Consider the following 21465-nt stretch of genomic DNA (forward strand, 5'->3'; position numbering starts at 1 on the left):
CCTGAAACAGAAAAGTCTCCTTATTTTGATCTGGCAAAAAAGTTCAACATAAAGCTGGATTTTTATCCGTTCATCAGAGTGGAGGGGTTACCCGCTAAGGAGTTCCGGAAACAGAAAATTGACATACTGACCTATACAGCTGTAATTTTTACCAGCCGTAATTCGGTAGATCATTTTTTCCGGATCTGTGAGGAGATGAAGGTGAAGGTGTCGCAGGATTGCAAATACTTTTGTATTACAGAAGCTGTGGCATTGTATCTGCAGAAATTCATTCTTTATCGTAAACGGAAGGTGTTTTATGGTGCAGACGGTTCAACGAAAGGTGTACTGGAAGTCATGAACAAGCACCGGGATAACGAGAAATTCCTTTTCCCCAGCTCAGATAGCCAGAAAAAGGATATTGAAGAGTGGTTGAAAGCGAATAAGTGTGAATATGCTACGGCTACCCTTTACAAAACTGTTTCCAACGATGTAACGGCAATCCTGGCCGGCACGGTGTACGATATGATTGTGTTTTTCAGTCCTTCCGGCGTACGTTCATTATTTGAGAACGTACCGCAGTTTGAACAGAACGGTACCCGTATCGGCGCATTCGGCCCCAGCACCTCCGCAGCAGTAGAAGAAGCAGGATTAAGACTGGATGTAAAAGCACCTGCTCCACAGGCGCCTTCAATGGCAGCCGCACTGGATCAGTACCTGGCTACATTAAACAAGAAGTAAATTTTAGTACAGACATAATTTCAGAGGGATGGCGCTATGCCATCCCTTTTTTGACTATGTTTAGTCCATATATAGTGCATGTATGGTCCATGTATAGTCCGTGTTTAGGCGATGTCAAAATTTTATTCCAATAAATGCCGGAAAATAAATTTCTTTGTATAAGAATATTTTATCGATCAATTTTTTTCGCAAGCGGAATCCATGAACAAACTTACAGGGGAAACAAGTCCTTACTTATTGCAGCATGCGCATAACCCGGTAGATTGGTATCCCTGGGGAGAAGAGGCGCTGCAAAGGGCGAAAGCAGAAAATAAGCCCATACTGGTAAGCATTGGATATGCTGCTTGTCATTGGTGTCATGTAATGGAGCGGGAGAGCTTTGAAGATGCGGCTACTGCGCGCATCATGAACGAGCATTTTATAAATATTAAAATAGACCGGGAAGAAAGGCCCGACCTGGATCATATTTACATGGATGCCGTGCAGGCTATGACCGGCGCTGGTGGCTGGCCGCTGAATGTTTTTCTGACACCGGATAAAAAACCTTTTTATGGCGGCACCTACTTTCCGCCGGTGAAAGCACACAACCGTCCTTCCTGGAAAGATGTGCTGCTGTCGCTGGCGGATGCTTTTGCCACCAAGCGGGATGAAATAGAGTCGCAATCCGAAAACCTGACGCAGCATATCAGCCAGTCCAGCCAGTTTGGGGTGCAGGCGGGTGTAGACCTGGGCATACCGCGGGAGGAGCTCTTTACCAGGGAGCAGTGTGATATGATGTGTGAGAATATCCTGAAACAGGCGGATACGGTATGGGGTGGTTTCGGCCGTGCGCCTAAGTTTCCGCAAACCTTTACCATTGCATATTTGTTGAGATATCACCATGCCTATAAACATCCGGCTGCGTTGCAGCAGGCGCTGTTGTCGCTGGACAAGATGTTGCAGGGAGGCCTGTATGATCAGATAGGTGGCGGGTTTGCCCGGTATTCCACCGACGAAAAGTGGCTGGCCCCACACTTTGAGAAGATGCTTTACGACAATGCATTGCTCATAGATGTGCTGTGTGATGCCTGGCAGCTGACCCGTAACAAAGTGTATGCACAAACCATAAAAGACACCCTGGGCTTTATAACACGTGAAATGACTTCCCCCGAAGGTGGCTTCTATGCTGCATTGGATGCGGATTCGGAAGGTGTGGAAGGTAAATTTTATACCTGGAGCAAAGCGGAGATCCATCATATCCTCGGTGAGCAGGCAAAACCTTTCTGTGCGTTTTATGATGTGCGGGAAGAGGGCAACTGGGAAGAGCAGAATATTTTATGGGTGCAACAGCCGTTGGAGCAGTTTGCCGCTGAAAAGGGCTACGATGCTGCTGTGTTGGAGGCTATGCTGCAAGGTTGCCGTGAAAAGCTCCTGGCAGTAAGGGCTAACAGGATTCGTCCGGCATTGGACGATAAAATTCTGCTGGGATGGAATGCTTTGCTGGTGCATGCGTGCTGTAAGGCATTTGCGGCACTGGGAGAAGAAACGTACCGGCAGATGGCTATCCGTAACATGGATTTTTGCCTGGCAAATTTCCGGCAGCATGAAGATGGGCAGGCGTTTTACCATACCTGGAAGGGCGGGCAGGCTAAATATCCGGCTTTCCTGGACGACTATGCGTGCCTGATCCGTGCATTGATTGCTTTGCAGGAAATTACCGGTGATACGGCCTACCTGTATAAAGCGCATGATCTCACCGCCTTTGTAAATGATCATTTTGGAGACGATAGTGGCCACTTCTTTTATTATACCATTGATGGCCAGGATGATGTGATTGTAAGAAAGAAAGAAATTTATGATGGAGCTGTTCCCAGCGGAAATGCTATTATGATTCAAAACCTTTGGTATCTTTCTATTGTTTTTGATAATAAGCAATGGGCGGATAAGTGTGTGGCGGCGGTATCCAGCCTTTCACAAACAGTGGTACGGTATCCTACCTCCTTCGGCGTGTGGGCGAGCCAGTTATTACAGTTTGTAAAAGGGACACCTGAACTGGCAGTGGTGGGACAGGATTTTAAGGCGCGGATGAATGAAGCGGGTAACTGGTTTATTCCTTTCAGGGTTTTAATAGGGGCAGAAAAAAATATTTCTGACCTCCCTTTACTGAGAGAAAGAGCCCGGGAAAATGACACATTAGTTTATTTATGCAAGGATTATCATTGTATTAAGCCCGTTTTTTATATGCGAGAAATTATTAATCTATTAGAATAATTATGTAACTTGCCCTATACAAGGTAGCCAATGGGCAAATAAATGTTACGACTGGAATATAATAAAATGTTAAAAAGTGCGTTTAAATTAGTTACCGAACCGAAGTAAATGGAATTGAAAAAGTTGGATAAAAAGTAACTACGGATTAAAATTAATTATTACATTTGCTATCTTTCATATAAACAAAGCGGGTGAAAAATATGAGAAAAGTGTTCCATTGCATACAGGCAAATAACACCAGGCTGGTTAATAGAAAAACATATTCTGATGAAAGCTACCCTTATGAAGCTTAACTATTTAAGAGGTCTGTTGGCAGTTCTGCTGGTTTCCCTGCTGGCCAGCTGCGGTGGTAGTAAAACCCCCAAAAACGCTCAAGGGCAATTAATTGGCGTCAGCCCCAGACCAAAGTACTCCCCCCCTGTACCTTACGGGATGGTTTATGTACCACCTGGAACTTTTCATATGGGTCCCAGTGATGAGGATGTAAACTATTCTTACACGGCACGTAACAAGTCAATTTCCATTTCGGGCTTCTATATGGATGCCACGGAAATTACGAACAACGAATACCGTCAGTTTGTGCAATGGGTCCAGGACTCTATTGCGCATATTCTTTTGGGCCATGTAAAACAGGATGACGGTCATGATATCATTGACTGGAAACAGAAAATTAACTGGAAAGACAAAGCTACCGTTGAAAAGCTGGATGCGATGGTGTATACCGAAGCTGACAGGCTATATGGTCGTAAAGATATTGATGTAGGAAAGCTGGTCTATCACCAGGAAACGTTTAACTGGGACAAGGCAAAGCTGCGGGAAAACTTCGGCAAGCCGCGCTCCACGTTTATCGTTAAAAAGGATGTTCCTATCTATCCGGACACGCTCTGCTGGATCAGGGATTTCTCTTATGCTTATAATGAGCCGATGACACGTATGTACTTCTGGCATCCGGCGTTCGACAACTACCCGGTAGTGGGTGTAAACTGGCACCAGGCAACGGCTTTCTGCGAGTGGAGAAGTAAGTTCTGGGAAGATTACAGGAATGCCAAGAAATTATTTACGGAAGATAAATTCCAGTTGCCATCTGAAGCACAGTGGGAATATGCTGCACGTGGCGGAAGAGAACAAACGCCTTATCCATGGGGAGGTTACTACATCCGTAATAAGAAAGGATGTTTACTGGCCAACTTCAAACCCGGCCGCGGTAACTATCCGGAAGATGGCGGTTTCTACACGGTTCGCGCAGATGCTTACTGGCCCAATGATTACGGTCTGTATTGCATGGCAGGTAACGTAGCTGAATGGACGGCGGATATCTTCTACGAAAATGCGTATTCCTTTACATCTGATATGAACCCATATCTGAGAATGGATGTTCCGGATGATGCACCACGAAAAATGAAACGTAAAGCTATCAGGGGTGGTTCCTGGAAAGATGTGGGATACTTCCTGCAAACAGGTACCAGAACTTACGAATACCAGGATAGTTCCAAATCATATGTAGGATTCAGGTGTACGATCGCATTAAGCAGAAGGAGTAAACACAAATAAGTAAATAGCTGAACAACTATAGAATAGCTGGTAATTAATATAACTCGAAAAGCCTTTTATATTATGAACACTATTAGCAAATCCTTGAGTAATAACTATTCCGTACAGAGAACTTTAACACTAAACACTTTAACCAGTAAATTTTAACCTATGGCTATGAATCCTAACAAAGCTAAATGGCTGAACTTTTTCGTATGTATTGCGGCTTCAGTAGTAATTATCGGAGCATTATTTAAATTACAACACTGGCGCGGCGCTGATATTGCGCTGATCCTGGGTTTGAGCGTAGAAGCACTGATCTTTTTTGTATACGCTTTTGTACCTGATGCCAGTGCATCTCATCCGGAAGGCGCCGTAGCAGTTGCAAGTAGTCCTGCTGTTGCCGGTCTCGACAAAATGCTCCAGGAAGCAGACATTACACCTGCTAACCTGCAACGTTTAAGCGAAAACTTTCAGAAACTGGGTACTACCGTTGATAAAATGAGAGATATCAGCGATGTGGTAGCCGCAACAGGTGATTACACACAAAAAACAAGAGAAGCTGCCAGTGCTATTGGTAATGTAGCAACTGCCTACACTACTGCTGCTGCTGCTGTTTCTTCTTTCAACAGTGCGTCGGAATCCACGAAAGATTTCCATGTACAGATGCAGGGGATGACCAAAAATCTGGCTTCACTCAATGCAATCTATGAACTGGAACTCCAGGATACCAACAACCACCTGAAAGCAATGAACTCATTCTACAGCAATTTGCAGAATGCTTCTTCCGCTATGAGTGGCAGCATTGAAGATGCTAAGAAAACGCAGGAGCAAATTACGCTGCTGGCAAAAAATCTGAGCAATCTGAATTCAGTATATGGTAACATGTTGTCCGCGATGCACGGGACCAGATAAGGTATTGCTAGTAGTTTTGAGTTAACAAACATTAAATTAAATCTGAAAACAAACTATGGCACTACCTAAAGATCCTAGGCAGAAGATGATCAACATCATGTACCTGGTCTTGACGGCCATGCTCGCGTTGAACGTCTCTGCTGAAATATTGAACGCTTTTAACATTGTTAATAATTCAATCAATACTTCAAATAAATCTTTGACTGACAAAAATGACCTCATTTATCAGCAGTTTGAGAGTCAGATGAAGGAGAATGCTGCAAAAGTTGCCCCACTCAAAGCCAAGGCTGAACAGGTGAAGAAGCTTTCTGCAGAAATGTTTAACTATGTTGAATCTTTAAAAAATCTCATCATTACGGAAAGTGGTGGTAAAGATGAAACCGGCGATATTAAATCTAAAGCCGACCTCGATGCGCCTACCCGTGTGATGGAAAATATGAAAAAAGGTCCTGAAATGGAAGCTAAACTGATTGCCCTGCGTGAGCAATTGCTTTCTTTTGTAGAACCTAAGGATAAAGAAAAATTTGCAAAAACATTGCCGTTGAAAATAGAAGTTGGCCAATCAGGAAATGATCATGGTGGCGGTCCTAAAACATGGACTACCTACCACTTCAACATGGTGCCTACTATTGCCGCGGTAACCATCCTGGGTAAATTCCAGAATGATATCAAAAACTCCGAGTCTGCTATTATTGATGACCTGTTCCGCCAGATTGATGCGAGCAACTTCAAATTTGATAAAGTAAGACCATTCATCTCCCTGAATTCAAAAAACCTGATGGACGGCCAGACCTTAACTGCACAAATCGCAGTGGGCGCTTACAGCAGTACAGTTAATCCTACTATCGTGGTAAACGGACAGTCCGTTACAGCTACAGACGGTTTAGGAACATTCACGATACCTGTGTCAGGTATTGGCGAAAAAACAATTACCGGTAACATTACCTTACCTAGCCCCAATGGTGGCGATCCTATCTCCTATCCCTTTACAGAAACTTATAATGTAGGTGCTTCAACCACCTCCATCTCAGCCGACAAAATGAATGTATTATACATTGGTTTGCAGAATCCGATTTCTATCTCTGCTGCCGGTGTACCTGCTGAAGCCGTATCTGCTTCCATGAATGGCGGTAGTATTTCCAAACGCGGTTCAGGCGAATACATCGTAACTGTAAGCCAGCCAGGTAAAGCCATCATTAATGTGATCGCTAACGTGGACGGCAAAACGAAATCATTGGGCCAGAAAGAATTTCGTGTAAAACGGGTTCCTGATCCGGTGTTGAAAGTAGGTGTTAATAAAGGTGGAAACATGAAAGCTGCCGACTTTAAAGTACAGGGCGGATTACGTGCTGACCTGGAAGATTTTGAATTTGAAGGTGTGAAATATGAAGTGATAGGTTACCGTGTGGGTATCTCTGCGAAAGGCAAGGAATACCAGGAAGGTGATGCTACCTCTGCTTATTTCCCCGGTAATGTATCTGCATCTATCCGTTCCCTGCGTCCGGGAGATGAAGTATATTTTGAAAATGTGAAAGTGAAAGGCCCCGACGGCGTTGTTCGTTCGATGCCATCCACTATCTTTAAATTAAATTAACGGTCATAAATTACTGAATTATGCGAGCAGTAATGTTTAACAGAATTGGTTGGTGCACAATGTTGCTGGTACTGCTGGCAACAGCCGTTGAAGCGCAACGCCGTGGTGGTACAACCCGCCGCAGAACCGCTACAGAAGGTACAACTCCCCAGCAGGACCCTAATGCGGTGGTAAACCCCGCAACAGGTAATGCTGTGACGCCACCGCCACCTGCTCCTGCTGTATCCCAGCGTCCGGACGGTCTTACCGGCCCCGTTGTAGATACGCCACGCAAATCATTGCGTGTAGACGGAGTCGTGGAAAGAAGCCTCGCCAGAGAACGTGTTCCCATTGTCTATGACTACATCCGCGAGGATGACAGGTTCTGGGAAAAACGCGTATGGCAGGTGATCGACGTCCGGGAGAAAATAAACCTTCCCTTCCAGTATAACGTGGAAGACGAAAGTGGTACCAATCAGCTGTTCATTAGCATTCTGCTGGAGGCAATCAAAAATAAAGAGGTAGAGGCTTTCAACCCTATCGATGACCGTTTCACCACCGTAATGCCCTACGATGAAATCCTAGGTAAAATCAGCGGGGAAGAAAGAACCGTTCGTAGTATCGATCCGGTAACAGGTGAAGAAAAAATGGTGACCACCCGCGATGACTTCGATCCACGTACCATCAAACAGTACAAGATCAAAGAAGTATGGGTGTTCGACAAAGAAGCTTCTGCTCTGAAAGTCCGTATCCTCGGTATTGCGCCCATGGTATCCCGTATAAATGAAGATGGCACCATCCGTGCTTCCATCCCTTTATTCTGGGTATACTATCCTGACATGCGTCCTACACTGGCCAAATACGATGTATATAACCAGAATAACGATGCTTCTACTATCAGCTGGGAAGATCTTTTTGAAATGCGCTTCTTCGGCAGTTATGTAGTGAAGGAAAACAATACCTACAACCGCGAAATCAAGGATTACATTAAAGACGGTACCATGCGCCTCCTCGAAGGACAAGCCATCAAGGACCGTATCTTTAACAAGGAGCAGGATCTGTGGCAATATTAATATGAACTAAACGCTATACAGGAAAGGCAATCAGGTTGTACTGATTGCCTTTCTTTTTTTTATCTTACAGTATGTCCCTGACGCTGTTACAAAAAACTGTTTACCAGATCATGCCACTCCCCACGGCAGAATGGGAGGCGATGTCCGCATGCTGGCTACCGGTGCAGTATAAACGAAAAGCGATGATCACCCCTGCGGGCGAAGTAGAACGTTATCTCTACTTTGTGCTGGAGGGCGTACAACGTATTTTTTGCCTGGAAGGCGACAAGGAATCCACCATCATATTTTCCTACACCGGCTCCTTTTCGGGGATCATGGACTCTTTTCAATTGCAACGACCTTCCCCCTGGTACCTGGAAACATTAACGGCCAGTAAGCTGCTGCGGATGACCTATGCAGACTTCAACCGTCTTACCTTACAATACCCCCTGATAGAACGCTGGGCCAGGCTGGGGACTGTAGCGGCGCTTGGCGGGGTACTGGAAAGACATAAAGAACTGCTTTCCTTCAGCGCAGAACAGAAATTCAGGACGCTCCTTACCCGCAGCCCGCAGGTATTACAACTGATCCCGCAAAAATACCTGGCGGCTTACCTGGGTATAGACCCCGCTACCTTCAGTAAACTGCTGCATGCCGTAAAACTATAAAATGTTGATCTGCACCAACTTTTTCTGTTTCGGACCTCCCTAATTTTGTACTAAATATTCAATTATGCCCCCGATTAAAAGTAATGAGCTGCTGCAAAACCTGCGTAAACAGATTGTTGCCACACAATACAAGGTAGAAAACCGTTTTGGTGAAAAGAGCGCGGCTATCCTGCAACATGCACCCATGCCCGGTAAATGGAGTGCCATACAATGCCTGGAGCATTTAAATACTTATGGAAGATATTACCTGCCTGCGCTGGAAAAGGCAATCAGCACCGCTGAGTTACAAGGAAGTAAACCCACCGCTTACTTTCATAGTAGTTGGCTGGGAGCCTACTTTACACGCCTGATGCAACCAAAAGAAGATGGTGAACTGCGTTCCCGCATGAAATCCCCGAAGGGGCATCTGCCGGCCATTAAGCCGGATACAGCAGCGGTGATCGGGGAATTTATAGCCCAGCAGGAAACGATGGAAACATTATTGCTGCGCGCAGAAAAAATAGATCTGCAGGCGGTGAAAGTACCTACTTCCCTGTCGCGTTTCATCCGGTTATCCATAGGGGATACTTTCGGTTTCCTGACTGCACATATCAACAGGCATATACAGCAGGCGGAGAAGGCCATTGATACCTGTCTGCAACAAATAGGGAATTTAGTTTAGCCGGCTATGTGGGAAGTGTGGATCATAAATAACGTATATACCTATCCGTTATGAAAGTGATTCCATACCAGTTTGGCTTTGGCGGCGCCCACTTCTTTGCCAAGGTCCTCTTCCGACAGCAATTTGATCTTGGCTACAGACCGGAAAGTTTTCAGCAGTTGGGTAGCAGTATTTTCACCGATGCCCTTAATGCTTTCCAGTTCATTTTTGAAAGTGCCTTTACTGCGTTTCTGCCGGTGAAAGGTAATACCGAAACGGTGTACTTCATCGCGGACCCGGCGTATCAGTTTCAGGCTCTCGCTGTTATAGGGTAAACGGATGCTTTCAGAATCTCCGGGGAAAAATATTTCTTCTTCATTTTTGGCTAACCCCACTACGGTCATACTACCTATCAGGTTCAGCTCACGGATGCTTTCCATCGCAGAACTGAGCTGGCCTTTACCGCCATCAATGATTACCAGCTGGGGCAGCGGCTGTTGTTCTGCCAGGAGCCGGTTATAACGGCGGAATACTATTTCTTTCATGGAAGCAAAGTCATTGATGCCTTCCACGGTTTTAATGTTAAAGTGCCGGTAGTCTTTATTGGAAGCCATTCCATCTTTAAATACCACACAGGCGGCTACAGGGTAGCTTCCCTGGAAGTTGGAGTTATCAAAACATTCAATATGCTCCGGTAATGCCGGCAGTTCCAGATCGGCCTGTAGCTGGTATAGCACCTGTTTCCTTTCCATGTCGGTTTTGCCTTCCAGGTGCAGGATCTTTTTACGGTATAATTCTTCCTTAAAATAATTTACATTTTTCTCAGACAGTTCCAGCAGTTTCTTTTTATCCCCACCTTTGGGAACAGTAACCGTAATATTACTTTCGGGGTATACTAACGGCAACGGTACTACGATTTCATCGGTGATACTTTTAAATACATCCCGCAGGTAGGCGATGGCATACGCCAGCACTTCTTCTTCACTTTCTTCCAGCTGCTTTTCCAGTGTTACGGTTTTGGTATCGGCAATAGTACCGTTCAGGATACGGAGATAGTTGACATATGCATGATTGCCTTCGCTGAGAATAGAAAATACATCCACATTGCCCATGCGGTTATTCACGATGGTAGATTTAGCGGAGTAAGTTTCCAGGCTTTCAATTTTCTTACGCATGATCTCCGCCTTCTCAAATTCCATATTGATGGCATGCTGCTGCATCTGTTCCTTGAAGAGGTTTACAACGGGCGTAAGGTTGCCTTTCAGTACATTCTTTACCTGTTGCAGTCCTTCCCGGTAGTCTTCCTGTGTTTGTAATCCTTCGCAGGGGCCTTTACAGTTACCCAGGTGATACTCCAGGCATACTTTGAACTTTCCTTTCTTTATGTTTTGCTCAGAGAGATTGAGGTTACAGGTACGCAGGGGAATATTGTATTTGATCACCTCCAGTATTTCACGGACGCGCCCTACGGAGGTGAAAGGTCCCAGGTAGTCGGAACCATCCCGGATTACATTGCGGGTAAAGAATACACGGGGGAAAGATTCATGTTTGATAACGATGTACGGGTATGTTTTATCATCTTTCAGGTTGATGTTGTACTTGGGCCTGAATTGTTTGATCAGTGAATTTTCCAGCAGGAAAGCATCCTGTTCGGAGTTTACAATGGTAAACTCAATGTGATGGATATGTTCAACGAGTTTCCGTGTTTTGTAGTTATCATGATTTTTTACAAAATAGGAACTCACCCGTTTGCGGAGGCTCTTGGCTTTGCCTACGTATAACAGTACGCCCTTTTCATCGTAATATTTGTAGATGCCGGCATCTACGGGAATAGTATGTGATATTTGGTGAAATTCAGCTGCTGTCATCTTTACATCCTGTTTTTGGGCGCTATCATTACACTGATCTCCAGCTCTTTTGGCGCCAGGAAAGCTATCTTCTGCCAGGTTGTAATGCGTACCATTTTATCGCGTTGATAAAGCAGGTCCTGGCGGTATTCGTACACCATATTGCGGGTGTAGGCATGTATATTCACCTGCTGTATGGTGCCATTCTTATCAAGTTCCATGGTGATCTCTGAAGGATAAGTTTGTTTGCCTTTCGATTTATAGATCACGGATCTTCTGCCGGAAAACGGATCATACAAACTGGAAGTATCGTATTCATCCCGCAGGGAAGGCTTGTTGAGATCCATATCAGAAAAGGGTTTCAGCAGATCCTGTACGGCCGTGCTGTCTGAACCGCTTATCGTGATGCTGTCTTTCTGTCCATTCAGTACAACCGTTTTATACAAATTGAAGCCACTGGCACGGATATGTGCTTTTTCCCCGTTAAAATACGCAGGCAGCTGCTCAAATTTATCATTGGCGGGTCTGTTTGGATTTTCCTGATCCGGGTTACAGGCTATAAAACCGAGTATGGTTAATAGTACCGTTACATAGCGGTAATGTTTCATGCAGCAAAATTAGCACTTAAATGGGGTCATAAAAAATGCGCCGTGAAAACGGCGCATCGTTGCATGAGCAAATCTGTCGAGAGCACTAAAAATATATAAATCAGTTTGTATGACTGATAATTTTTGTTGGTATTCCCTGTTAAACGGGATGGGTAAAGTAAAAGTTACAGGGGACCAGGATTAAACCAAGATTAATAGGATAAAAAGGATTAGCAGGATTGAACCGGTGACCAAGATTATAAGGATTAACAGGATTAGCAGGATTGAACGGGTAGATTTATAGGAGATAACAATTATTATGTTATTCTTTTCTATTAAATCTACCCGTTCAATCCTGCTAATTCTGTTAATCCTGCTAATCTTTGTCCTATACGAGGAGGTTACCTGTCATTTCTGTAGGAATGGGAAGTCCCATGAAATGAAGGATGGTAGGGGCGATATCTCCCAGTTTACCATCTTTTACAGTGCCTTTGAAATCTTTATTGATAATAAAGAACGGTACCAGGTTGAGTGAATGTGCGGTATTGGGACTGCCGTCAGCATTGATCATAAAGTCGGCATTACCATGATCCGCAGTGAGGAAAACGGTATAGTCGCTGGCCAGTGCTGCGGTTACCACGCGTTCTACGCAATGGTCTACGGTTTCTACTGCCTTCACTACTGCTGAAAATACACCGGTATGTCCTACCATGTCGGCGTTGGCGAAGTTGAGCACAACAAAATCAGCTGATTTCTTTTCAAGTTCCGGAACAATGGTATCGGTTAGTTCGTTGGCGCTCATTTCGGGTTGCAGGTCGTAGGTCGCTACTTTAGGAGAAGCCACCATCAGTCTGCGTTCGCCATCAAATTCTTTCTCACGGCCACCGGAGAAGAAGAAGGAAACGTGTGGATATTTTTCTGTTTCGGCGATGCGGATCTGTGTACAGTTATCCTGGGCCAATACTTCACCCAGTGTCATGTTGAGGTTATCGTTCTCAAAAATCACGTGTACATTTTTATAGGTACGGTCGTAATCCGTCATGGTGGTGTAGTACACGTTGAGCGGCTGCATCCCGAAATCCGGAATGGCTTCCTGGGTCAGCACCTGTGATATCTCGCGGCAGCGGTCTGTCCGGAAGTTGAAGCACAGTACGGCGTCGTCTTCCTGGATGGTAGCTACCGGCTGGTTTTCTGCGTCCTGTACAATGATAGGTTTGATAAATTCGTCTGTTACGCCTTCTGCATAGGAGGCTTTTACAGCGGTTAGTACGTCGTGTGTTGGCGTGCCGGCGCCTTTTACCAGGGCGTCATAGGCCAGTTTTACGCGTTCCCAGCGTTTATCGCGGTCCATGGCATAATAGCGGCCGGTTACGGAGGCTATTTTCCCGGTGGTTTTGGCAAGATGGGCAGAAAGGTCTTCCAGGAAGCCCAGCCCGCTCCTTGGATCGGTATCCCGGCCATCCGTAAAGGCGTGGATGAATACTTTTTCCAGGCCATAATTTTTGGCTATCTGGGTGAGTGCTTTCAGATGTTCGATGTGGGAATGCACACCGCCATTGCTGACCAGTCCTATGAGATGAAGTGCTTTGTTATTGTTCTTGGCATGTGCCAGGGTGTCCTGCAAAACAGGGTTCTTGGCCAGTTCGCCTTCTCTGATGGCAACATTAATGCGTTGCAGCTCCTGGTATACAATTCTGCCGGCGCCGATATTGAGGTGGCCTACTTCAGAGTTGCCCATTTGCCCGTCGGGCAAGCCTACCGCTTCACCGCAGGTAACAAGGTTACTGTGGGGATATTGGTTGTACAGGCTGCTTACAAAGGGTGTTTTAGCATGTGCAATGGCATCGGCTGTAGGAATTTTACCTTCGCCCCATCCGTCCATAATTACGAGAATGGCTCTTTTCTTTTCCATATCCTATCTGGTTAAGGTTATTATTAATGTTTTCAAGTTGGGACGTGAAAGTACTTATAATGATGTTGAATACTTTCGAAATATTTTACAAAAATAAAGCTATTGGAAATAATGTGAACGGTTGAGCAGCATCGGATAGATTCCGCATATTAATTATTCAAATTAAAATACATATTATCTATCTGTTATGATTTATGACTTCATAGCTACCACGATGATGTGATTTTGTTGACTTACAGCGTGTTTGGCATAGTTTTCGCATTTAATTTGAGCTTGAAAAAAATCAAATTTTAATAAAAAAACTGACAATGAAAAAGCTATTGATTGTGCTGGGGGTGTTGTTGGGAGGAATTATTTCAGCATTTACGCTGTCGGCGAGCTCATTAAATAACACAGTGGCCGGCCCGTTTGAAGATGTAGTAAGTGCTATTAAGCAGGGAGATGTAAATGGTTTATCCCGTTACCTCGATAACAATGTTGAAATAAATATAGGTGGAAAGGCGAATTCCTATAGCAAAGCACAGGCAGAAATTATTTTAAAAGATTTCTTTTCCAAAAACCAGGTGAAATCCTTTGAACTGGTGCACCAGGGTGGAGAAGCATCAAAGTTCGGTATTGGCACGCTGACTACGTCCGGCGGCAATTACAGGCTATCCTTCTTTCTACAGAAGAAAGGCGGCTCTATGGTCCTGAATGAACTACGATTCGAGAGTAAGTAGCAACGCAAACCATAAATTAATTGAAAAAGAACGGTGCTCCGCATTTAATTGCGGGGCACTTTTTATTTTTGCAGCGGTTTCATGCTACGGCGTAAAGAAGTACAGCGGTTCAACCGTTATATTTAAGATCTTTGAAGATCTGCGCTTTGCAGGAAGCCGGAACCAACAAAACGAACTCATATATGTTAAACGAAGCAGCTTTGAATGCGTTTATCAGAAGCGCGTTGGCAGAAGATATCGGAAATGGCGATCATTCCACATTGGCCTGTATACCGCCTACAGCAAAGGGTAATGCTTTGCTCAAAATAAAGGAAAATGGGATACTGGCAGGTATGGAAGTAGCCGCCGCCATCTTCAAATGGCTGGATATGTACACCGTATTCAAGCCACTGAAGCAGGACGGGGACGTGATGAAAGCCGGAGAAGCTGCCTTTGAAATAGAAGCCGCCGTACATACCCTCCTGATGGGTGAACGGCTGGTACTCAACTGTATGCAGCGTATGAGCGGCATCGCTACCCTCACCCACCAGTACGTGGAAAAACTGAAAGGATACCATACCCGTGTGCTGGATACCCGCAAAACCACCCCTAATTTCAGAATGCTGGAAAAAGAAGCGGTTCGTATAGGCGGCGGCGTTAATCACAGGATGGGATTGTATGATATGGTGATGCTGAAAGATAATCACATTGACTTTGCAGGTGGTATCACCGCTGCGGTGAATAAAACCGTGAACTATCTGAAAGATAACAACCTGCCGCTGAAACTTGAAGTAGAAACCCGCAACCTGGAAGATGTAAAGGAAGTACTGGCTGCCGGCCGGATAGACCGTATTATGCTGGATAATTTTACACCTGATCAGATAGCGGAAGCCCTGCAACTGATCAATGGCCGCATTGAAACAGAAGCCTCCGGCGGTATCACACTCACTAATCTCGAAGACTATGCAAAAACGGGCGTAGATTTCATTTCCGTGGGTGCTATCATTCATCATGCCGTGAGCCTGGATTTGAGCCTGAAGGCGATTATACATTAAATAAGATTGTTTGAAGAAGATTCTGTTTATCATAAACCGCAAAGCGGGTACTGATCGTGAAAAGCGGCTGGAAGATGCTATCAGCCGGCATTTTCCGCCGGCCCGGTTTGATGTGAGTATTACGCACCTCGCCTATCTTGGCCATGGTGCTGACCTGGCGAGAGAAGCGGTAAAGAATGGCGTGCATACCGTAGTTGCTGTTGGCGGTGATGGCTCTATCAATGAAATTGCCCAGGGGCTTGTAGATAGCGACACCGCCCTCGCTATTTTGCCCCTCGGCAGTGGAAACGGACTGGCGCGCGCATTGAAAATTCCTTTGGATGTGAATAAGGCGCTCAACCTGATAGTGGCCAACAAGCAGCGTGCCATTGATGTGGGCTATGCCAATGAACACCTGTTCCTCAGCAACGCCGGCGTGGGCTTCGATGCACTGATTGCAGAACAGTTTCGTCATACTGCAAAACGGGGACTGTCCGGTTATGCAAAACTGGTGCTGAAAAGCTTTACCAGTTATCAGCCGGCATCCTACACCATTGATATAGATGGGGAAACACTCCGGGAGAAGGCATTTTTGCTCACAGTAGCAAACGGTAACCAGTTTGGCTATGAGTTTAAACTGGCGCCCGCAGCGAGTGTATTTGACGGGCAGCTGGATCTCTGTATCATGCCACCGGTGCGCTTTTATCACCTGCTTCCTGTAAGCATCTGTTCATTGTTAGGGAATATTGATAAAACACGCTTTATGAAACACTTTACCGGCAGGGACATTACTGTCAGCAGTGAAGGTCTTCAATACCTCCAGGTAGACGGCGATGCCGTTCCCCTTTCAGCAGGTGGTACAGTGCGTTTGCGGGTTCACCCGCAGGCAATTAAAGTAGTGGTAAATGATTAACCTTTTAATTTATCAGGAAGATGTCTAAGAAGAAAAATACCAGCGGGATCGTTTATTCCACCGATCCTAACTTTTCCTTTGAACGGGAACACCGGGAATCCGCAGTAACCCTCCCGCCTGCTGAGCAGCCGCTGAAAGTAAAGCTGGACACGAAAAAACGTGCGGGCAAAGTGGTAACACTGATAGATGGATTTATCGGGAAAGATGAAGATCTGGAAAAGCTCGGCAAAGAACTGAAAACCAAATGCGGTACCGGCGGTAGCGTAAAAGACGGACAGGTACTGATCCAGGGAGATTATAAAGATAAAATAGTGAAGTGGTTGCAGGATTGGGGCTATAAACCGGCATTAAAATAATTAAAAAGGATTTTCCCGGCCCGACAGGAAAATCCTTTTTAATCTTCAACTGTTAACGGTTTACGAGTTTCATACCACCTTCGGTGTAGCGTGCGCCAGCTACCGCATTTCCTTCCAGGATCTGCTGAATGGCGTTCAGGTCTGCCTGGCTAAAATGAACGTCTGCCGCAGCGGCATTTTCCTGCAGATATTTTCTGCGCTTGGTACCGGGGATGGGTACAATATCATCGCCCTGTGCCAGCAACCAGGCCAGCGACAACTGCGCACCGGTGATACCTTTTTCTTTGGCAAATGCTTCCAGTGCTGTTACTGTATGTAAATTCTGTTCGAAGTTACCTTCCTGGAAACGGGGTAAATTTTTACGGAAATCACCATCGCTGAGCGCGCCCGTATTGGTGATGGCGCCGGTAGCAAGTCCTCTTCCCAGTGGGCTGTAAGCCACCAGGGTAGTGCCCAGCTCACGGGTTGCTGCTAAAATACTGCCTTCCACATCTCTTGTAAAAAGAGAGTATTCACTTTGCAGCGCCGCAATAGGATGCACTGCGTGGGCTTTTTTCAAAGAGTCGGCGCTCGCTTCGGAAAGACCGAGATAGCGCACCTTTCCTTCCTTTACCAGTTCGGCCATGGCACCTACTGTTTCTTCTACCGGAACTTTATCATCTACCCGGTGTGAATAATAGAGGTCAATCACATCTACCTTTAATCTTTTCAAACTTGCTTCACAAGCCTGTTTCAGGTATTTGGCAGAACCGTCAAAATAAGTAGTGCCATCTTCTCTGTACCGGAAGCCAAATTTGGTGGCGAGGAATATTTTATCTCTTTTGGTGGCCAATATATTTGACAACAGGATTTCATTTTTACCCTGTCCGTACATATCGGCCGTGTCCAGAAAGTTAATACCTAAATCAAGTGCCAGTTCCAGTGTTGCAAGAGATTCCTGTTCATTGAAATCCGCCGCATTGCCGTAAGCAAATGACATGCCCATGCAACCCAGTCCGATAGCTGATATTGACTCACCTGTTTTTCCTAGTTTTCTGTACTGCATAATGTTAATGTTTTAGAGATACAAATGTAAGTGCAGGTACAGGGATTGCAATTGTAGTAGTCACAGTAATACTTGTTAAAATCAATGTATTACTGCGCGCGGTAAATGTGTGGTGATTGTCCGCTGTGATTTTTGAAGAAGTGTGTGAAATTACCGGGGTCTTCAAACCCAAGACACCAGCCTATTTCAGCGATGTGCCAATCGGTATGGATGAGGAGTAAGCGTGCTTCCAGCAGCATGCGCTGGCGGATGTGCTCACTGACTGTGCGTCCTGTAACCTGTTTTACGCAGGCATTCAGGTGATTGGGATGCGTGTGTAATACCTGCGCAAATTCCTTCACAGTTTTAAGCGCCAGCTGATGATGGGAAAATTCTATCGGGAACTGTTTCTCCAGTTTATCTGTGAACCGCTGCGACAAAAGTTGCGCTGCGGTTTGTATGCGGGCCGGACTATTTGTTTGTGCAGCAATCCGCCTGCCTTCCAGCAATAATAATTTCAGATAGATAAGAATGGCTTCCTGTTTAAAGGCGGCATTCTCCTTATATTCCCTTAACAGTTGGCGGAAGATAGACTGGAGATAGTCACTTTGTTCTTCCGTTAAAGAAAATACTGCCTGTGCACCCGGCTGTAGCAGCGGGTGTTGCAGCAGATCTTCCTGGAGGCTGCGCGGGGCATCAAATAACAGGTCTGTAAACAGGCAGTAGTAGCCTTCCTGCGATTCAGAACTTGCGCGCCATGTTTTTACATCGTTCGGATTGATGAACAATAGTGTAGGACCATCTATATGATATTGTGTATCGCCCATGGTAAACAGGCCACTTCCTTTTGAAAAGAAACTGATCTTGTAATAATCGCGTCTGCTTGCCGTTACTTCATCTTTGCAGGGAAGTTCAGATCGCTCATGTATCGCAAAACTGCCCCGTACAGGCGCTTTCGGCGTTATCGCATTTTGTGCGTAAAGCAGGAGTTCGTCGTTAAAATCCTCCATTGTTTTCACCTGGATGGAAGCGGGTTTATGAGTAGGCATATTCAAATTTAAGCAATTCCGGATAAGTTTTTACCGCTCATCATTATTGCCATGTTAAATTTTAATAAAAATAAATAGCCGGAAAGCCTTGTTAATACTGGGTGTTTGACAAAAATGAACAGATGTTGCAAATTCATTTTTGATAAGTTTGAAAAAATTTCACAATTTGTTAACGCCTTTATCAACCAAAATCTTGTTATCATCAAACCTTGATGATTGCTTGTGTAGAGCGGCCTGCCACATAAGGCGATAAACAAGATACTTAAATTTATAAGCGGAAATGCTGTGTTTCTTAAACACATGTTTCCGCTTTTTTTATGATGATAATTTTTTAACCCTATTCAAGTTACAAATACTTTCATATGAACCTGAATGATCGCCGGAGTTCCCTGATATTATTGTTGTTGTTTGTAGTTGTAAAGATAATATTCCAGTATTGGGTGATAAGCCCTGCTTATGATTTGCAGCGCGACGAGTACCTGCACCTGGACATGGCCAATCATATCAGCGCGGGTTATTTATCCGTACCTCCATTCACCGCCTTTAATTCGCTACTGATAAAGTGGTTGGGCAATGGCGTTTTCTGGATACATTTTTTTCCGGCATTATACGGTGCACTTACAATGGTGATCATCTGGAAGATGATCACATTTATTGATGGAGGCTGGTATGCGCAGGTGTTGGCGGCTACTTTGTTTGTCTGCTCAGCCATGTCGCGTCTGAACCTTTTATATCAGCCAAATTCCATGGATGTCCTGTCGTGGACGCTGTTGTTCTGGCTGCTGATGTTATACCTGCGCCAGCAGCAGGGCAAATGGTTGTTGTGGATGGGTGTTGTTACCGGTATTGGTTTCCTGAATAAGTATAATATTATCTTTCTTGTTATCGGTTTGATCGGAGCGTTGTTATTATCTTCTCACCGTAAAATATTTAAAGATAAAAACCTGTATATCGGTGGGTTGCTGGCTTTGCTGATCGTATCTCCCAACCTGGTATGGCAGATACAGCACGGGTTACCGGTTATCCACCATATGAAAGAGTTGTCTGAATACCAACTGGTAAATGTGAGCCGGCTGGATTTTATCAGCGACCAGTTTATCTTTTTTATAGGAGGCGCGTTTATTATTGTGGCTGCTTTTGTGGCCTTGCTTTTTCACAAACCTTACCGGCCTTATCGGGTCATCCTGCTGACATACATATTTGTGATCCTGTTGTTTACTTACCTGCGTGCTAAAAGTTATTACTCGCTTGGTTTGTATCCGGTACTGATTGCCTTTGGATGTGCTTACTGGGAGCGGGTGTTTGCACATGGCTGGACCAGGCATTTACGGATCTTATGGGTGGCTGTTATTATTGTACCGTTTGTTTTCCTGCTCAGTGCCATCTTTCCTGTAATGGCGCCGGAACAGATCCGGGAAAGGGCGGGCAAGTTCCGTATGTTGGGATTATTACGCTGGGAAGATGGGAAAGATCATCCGTTGCCGCAGGATTTTGCGGATATGCTTGGCTGGCATGAACTGGCTGGTCTGACATTGGCAGCCTATCAGCGGATTCCCGAAGCAGATAAGCCGTACACGCTGGTGATATGTGAAAATTATGGAGAAGCAGGTGCGGTTAATTATTATAACCGGGGTGAGATGCCGCTGGCGGTATCTTTCGATGCCGACTATGTGTATTGGTTTCCGAAACTTGATACCATCCGTTACATTATTAAAGTAGGCGAAACGCCCAGGGGAAAACCACTGGAATACATTGGCCGGGTACAACAAATGGGTGCGCTGAAAGATACACTGGCCCGCGAGTATGGTTCAGGGGTATACCTGTTGTCGGATCTGTCTCCACAACTACCTGTTTTATTACAAAAAATGATTACTGACAGACAGCAGGGATACCGGGGTGTGGGCAAGTGATTATTTGGGGATGATAAACTCCACTTCACCGAATCCCAGTTGCAGTATTTCTCCGTCTTTTTCCAGGCAGAGATGACCGTCCGGCAATACATCGCGGATGGTGCCCTGGAAAAGCTCCCCGTCTTTCCGGTAGAGGGCTGGTTGTTGCCAGCGGAAAAGCCGGGATTTAAATTCATCCAGCAGTTGTTCAAAATTGGCTGGGATGAGTTGGCGAATCCGTTCTTCCAGACAGGTGCACAGTTCCTTTGCGATGGAAACGGGGTCCCATGTTTTGCCGGTGATCTGTTTCAGAGAAACGGGATTTGGTAAATGGTCGGGGAAAGTAGCCTGGTTACTGTTCAATCCAATGCCTATTATGGCATAATGCCATACATTTCCCCGTAAAACGTTCTCTATGAGGATGCCTCCTGCCTTTCTGTCACGCCAGTAAATATCGTTAGGCCATTTAATATTAGTTTCGTCGCCGGCAAGGGTGGAAAGGTAATCAGTGGTTGCCAGTGTTATGGCCACACTGAGCATAAACTGCCGGGAAAGCGGTAACATAGCAGGTTGCAGGGCTACCGTAAGCGCCATAATATCTCCGGGGTTGGCTATCCATTGTTTCCCACGGGTTCCTTTTCCTGCTGTCTGGTTGCTGGTAAACCAGGCTGTGCCGGATGTGACCTGCCCTGAATTTACCTGTTCCATGGCATAGTTATTGGTGCTGTCTATTTCATCTAAGATATAAAACGGGTAACCTATCACGTGCATCTTTTTTAGTCTTATTTCGGGCCGGAAAAGTAATTTA

At 45.3% G+C, this 21465-nt stretch carries 19 protein-coding genes; 13 read left to right on the plus strand and 6 right to left on the minus strand.

What is annotated here, in order from left to right:
• Positions 1-78 precede the first annotated feature (78 nt).
• The 8 genes from ABQ275_RS25175 (at position 79) to ABQ275_RS25210 (ending at position 9369) form a co-directional block, all read left to right on the plus strand.
• Positions 79-720 carry a uroporphyrinogen-III synthase gene (locus ABQ275_RS25175; RefSeq protein ID WP_349315910.1) on the plus strand — a complete coding sequence of 214 codons (642 nt, stop codon included), beginning with the start codon at positions 79-81 and terminating at the stop codon, positions 718-720.
• 201 nt (positions 721-921) lie between these two features.
• Positions 922-2970, plus strand: coding sequence for a thioredoxin domain-containing protein (locus tag ABQ275_RS25180; RefSeq protein WP_349315911.1), 2049 nt, complete (start codon positions 922-924; stop codon positions 2968-2970).
• Between the two features lie 267 nt (positions 2971-3237).
• Positions 3238-4521: an SUMF1/EgtB/PvdO family nonheme iron enzyme gene (locus ABQ275_RS25185; protein WP_349315912.1), complete on the plus strand. Its 1284-nt coding sequence runs from the start codon at positions 3238-3240 to the stop codon at positions 4519-4521.
• A gap of 156 nt (positions 4522-4677) precedes the next feature.
• Positions 4678-5415 carry a gliding motility protein GldL gene (gldL, locus tag ABQ275_RS25190; RefSeq protein WP_349315913.1) on the plus strand — a complete coding sequence of 246 codons (738 nt, stop codon included), beginning with the start codon at positions 4678-4680 and terminating at the stop codon, positions 5413-5415.
• A 55-nt stretch (positions 5416-5470) separates the two neighbouring features.
• Positions 5471-7009, plus strand: coding sequence for a gliding motility protein GldM (gene gldM, locus ABQ275_RS25195; RefSeq protein ID WP_349315914.1), 1539 nt, complete (start codon positions 5471-5473; stop codon positions 7007-7009).
• Positions 7010-7029: 20 nt separating this feature from the next.
• A complete protein-coding gene (gene gldN, locus ABQ275_RS25200; RefSeq protein WP_349315915.1) occupies positions 7030-8061 on the plus strand; it encodes a gliding motility protein GldN in 1032 nt (343 codons plus the stop codon).
• A gap of 71 nt (positions 8062-8132) precedes the next feature.
• Positions 8133-8708 carry a Crp/Fnr family transcriptional regulator gene (locus ABQ275_RS25205; RefSeq protein ID WP_349315916.1) on the plus strand — a complete coding sequence of 192 codons (576 nt, stop codon included), beginning with the start codon at positions 8133-8135 and terminating at the stop codon, positions 8706-8708.
• Between the two features lie 64 nt (positions 8709-8772).
• Positions 8773-9369: a DinB family protein gene (locus ABQ275_RS25210; protein ID WP_349315917.1), complete on the plus strand. Its 597-nt coding sequence runs from the start codon at positions 8773-8775 to the stop codon at positions 9367-9369.
• A 41-nt stretch (positions 9370-9410) separates the two neighbouring features.
• On the opposite strand, the gene uvrC is transcribed toward ABQ275_RS25210, so the two are convergent.
• From uvrC to gpmI, 3 genes are all read right to left on the minus strand, one after another.
• Entirely contained in the window at positions 9411-11216 is a 1806-nt protein-coding gene (uvrC, locus tag ABQ275_RS25215) for an excinuclease ABC subunit UvrC (RefSeq protein WP_349315918.1), read from the minus strand.
• Positions 11217-11218: 2 nt separating this feature from the next.
• Complete coding sequence (locus tag ABQ275_RS25220; protein ID WP_349315919.1) at positions 11219-11803, minus strand: hypothetical protein; 585 nt, start codon at positions 11801-11803, stop codon at positions 11219-11221.
• Between the two features lie 367 nt (positions 11804-12170).
• Complete coding sequence (gpmI, locus tag ABQ275_RS25225; protein WP_349315920.1) at positions 12171-13694, minus strand: 2,3-bisphosphoglycerate-independent phosphoglycerate mutase; 1524 nt, start codon at positions 13692-13694, stop codon at positions 12171-12173.
• Between the two features lie 308 nt (positions 13695-14002).
• Between gpmI and ABQ275_RS25230 the strand changes: the two genes are divergently transcribed.
• The 4 genes from ABQ275_RS25230 to ABQ275_RS25245 all read left to right on the plus strand — a co-directional run bounded on the left by ABQ275_RS25230 (position 14003) and on the right by ABQ275_RS25245 (position 16695).
• Positions 14003-14413, plus strand: a complete 411-nt coding sequence (locus ABQ275_RS25230) for a DUF4783 domain-containing protein (protein WP_349315921.1) — start codon at positions 14003-14005, stop codon at positions 14411-14413.
• Between the two features lie 182 nt (positions 14414-14595).
• Positions 14596-15447 (plus strand): carboxylating nicotinate-nucleotide diphosphorylase, encoded by an 852-nt coding sequence (nadC, locus tag ABQ275_RS25235; RefSeq protein ID WP_349315922.1) that lies wholly within the window; start codon positions 14596-14598, stop codon positions 15445-15447.
• Between the two features lie 10 nt (positions 15448-15457).
• Positions 15458-16339: a diacylglycerol kinase family protein gene (locus ABQ275_RS25240; protein ID WP_349315923.1), complete on the plus strand. Its 882-nt coding sequence runs from the start codon at positions 15458-15460 to the stop codon at positions 16337-16339.
• 20 nt (positions 16340-16359) lie between these two features.
• Complete coding sequence (locus ABQ275_RS25245) at positions 16360-16695, plus strand: translation initiation factor (RefSeq protein ID WP_349315924.1); 336 nt, start codon at positions 16360-16362, stop codon at positions 16693-16695.
• 52 nt (positions 16696-16747) lie between these two features.
• Here the strand turns inward: ABQ275_RS25245 and ABQ275_RS25250 are convergent, their stop codons facing one another.
• The gene (locus ABQ275_RS25250; protein WP_349315925.1) at positions 16748-17740 is read right to left on the minus strand and encodes an aldo/keto reductase; all 993 of its coding nucleotides are present in this window, start codon (positions 17738-17740) and stop codon (positions 16748-16750) included.
• Positions 17741-17829: 89 nt separating this feature from the next.
• Positions 17830-18768: an AraC family transcriptional regulator gene (locus ABQ275_RS25255; RefSeq protein ID WP_349315926.1), complete on the minus strand. Its 939-nt coding sequence runs from the start codon at positions 18766-18768 to the stop codon at positions 17830-17832.
• A 362-nt stretch (positions 18769-19130) separates the two neighbouring features.
• On the opposite strand from ABQ275_RS25255, the gene ABQ275_RS25260 reads away from it, so the two are divergent.
• Positions 19131-20678: a glycosyltransferase family 39 protein gene (locus tag ABQ275_RS25260; protein ID WP_349315927.1), complete on the plus strand. Its 1548-nt coding sequence runs from the start codon at positions 19131-19133 to the stop codon at positions 20676-20678.
• Here the strand turns inward: ABQ275_RS25260 and ABQ275_RS25265 are convergent, their stop codons facing one another.
• Positions 20679-21428, minus strand: a complete 750-nt coding sequence (locus ABQ275_RS25265; protein WP_349315928.1) for a biotin--[acetyl-CoA-carboxylase] ligase — start codon at positions 21426-21428, stop codon at positions 20679-20681. It abuts the gene before it with no gap.
• Positions 21429-21465 lie beyond the last annotated feature (37 nt).

Origin of the sequence: Chitinophaga sp. MM2321 (genome assembly GCF_964033635.1) — a bacterium.
Lineage (GTDB): Bacteria > Bacteroidota > Bacteroidia > Chitinophagales > Chitinophagaceae > Chitinophaga.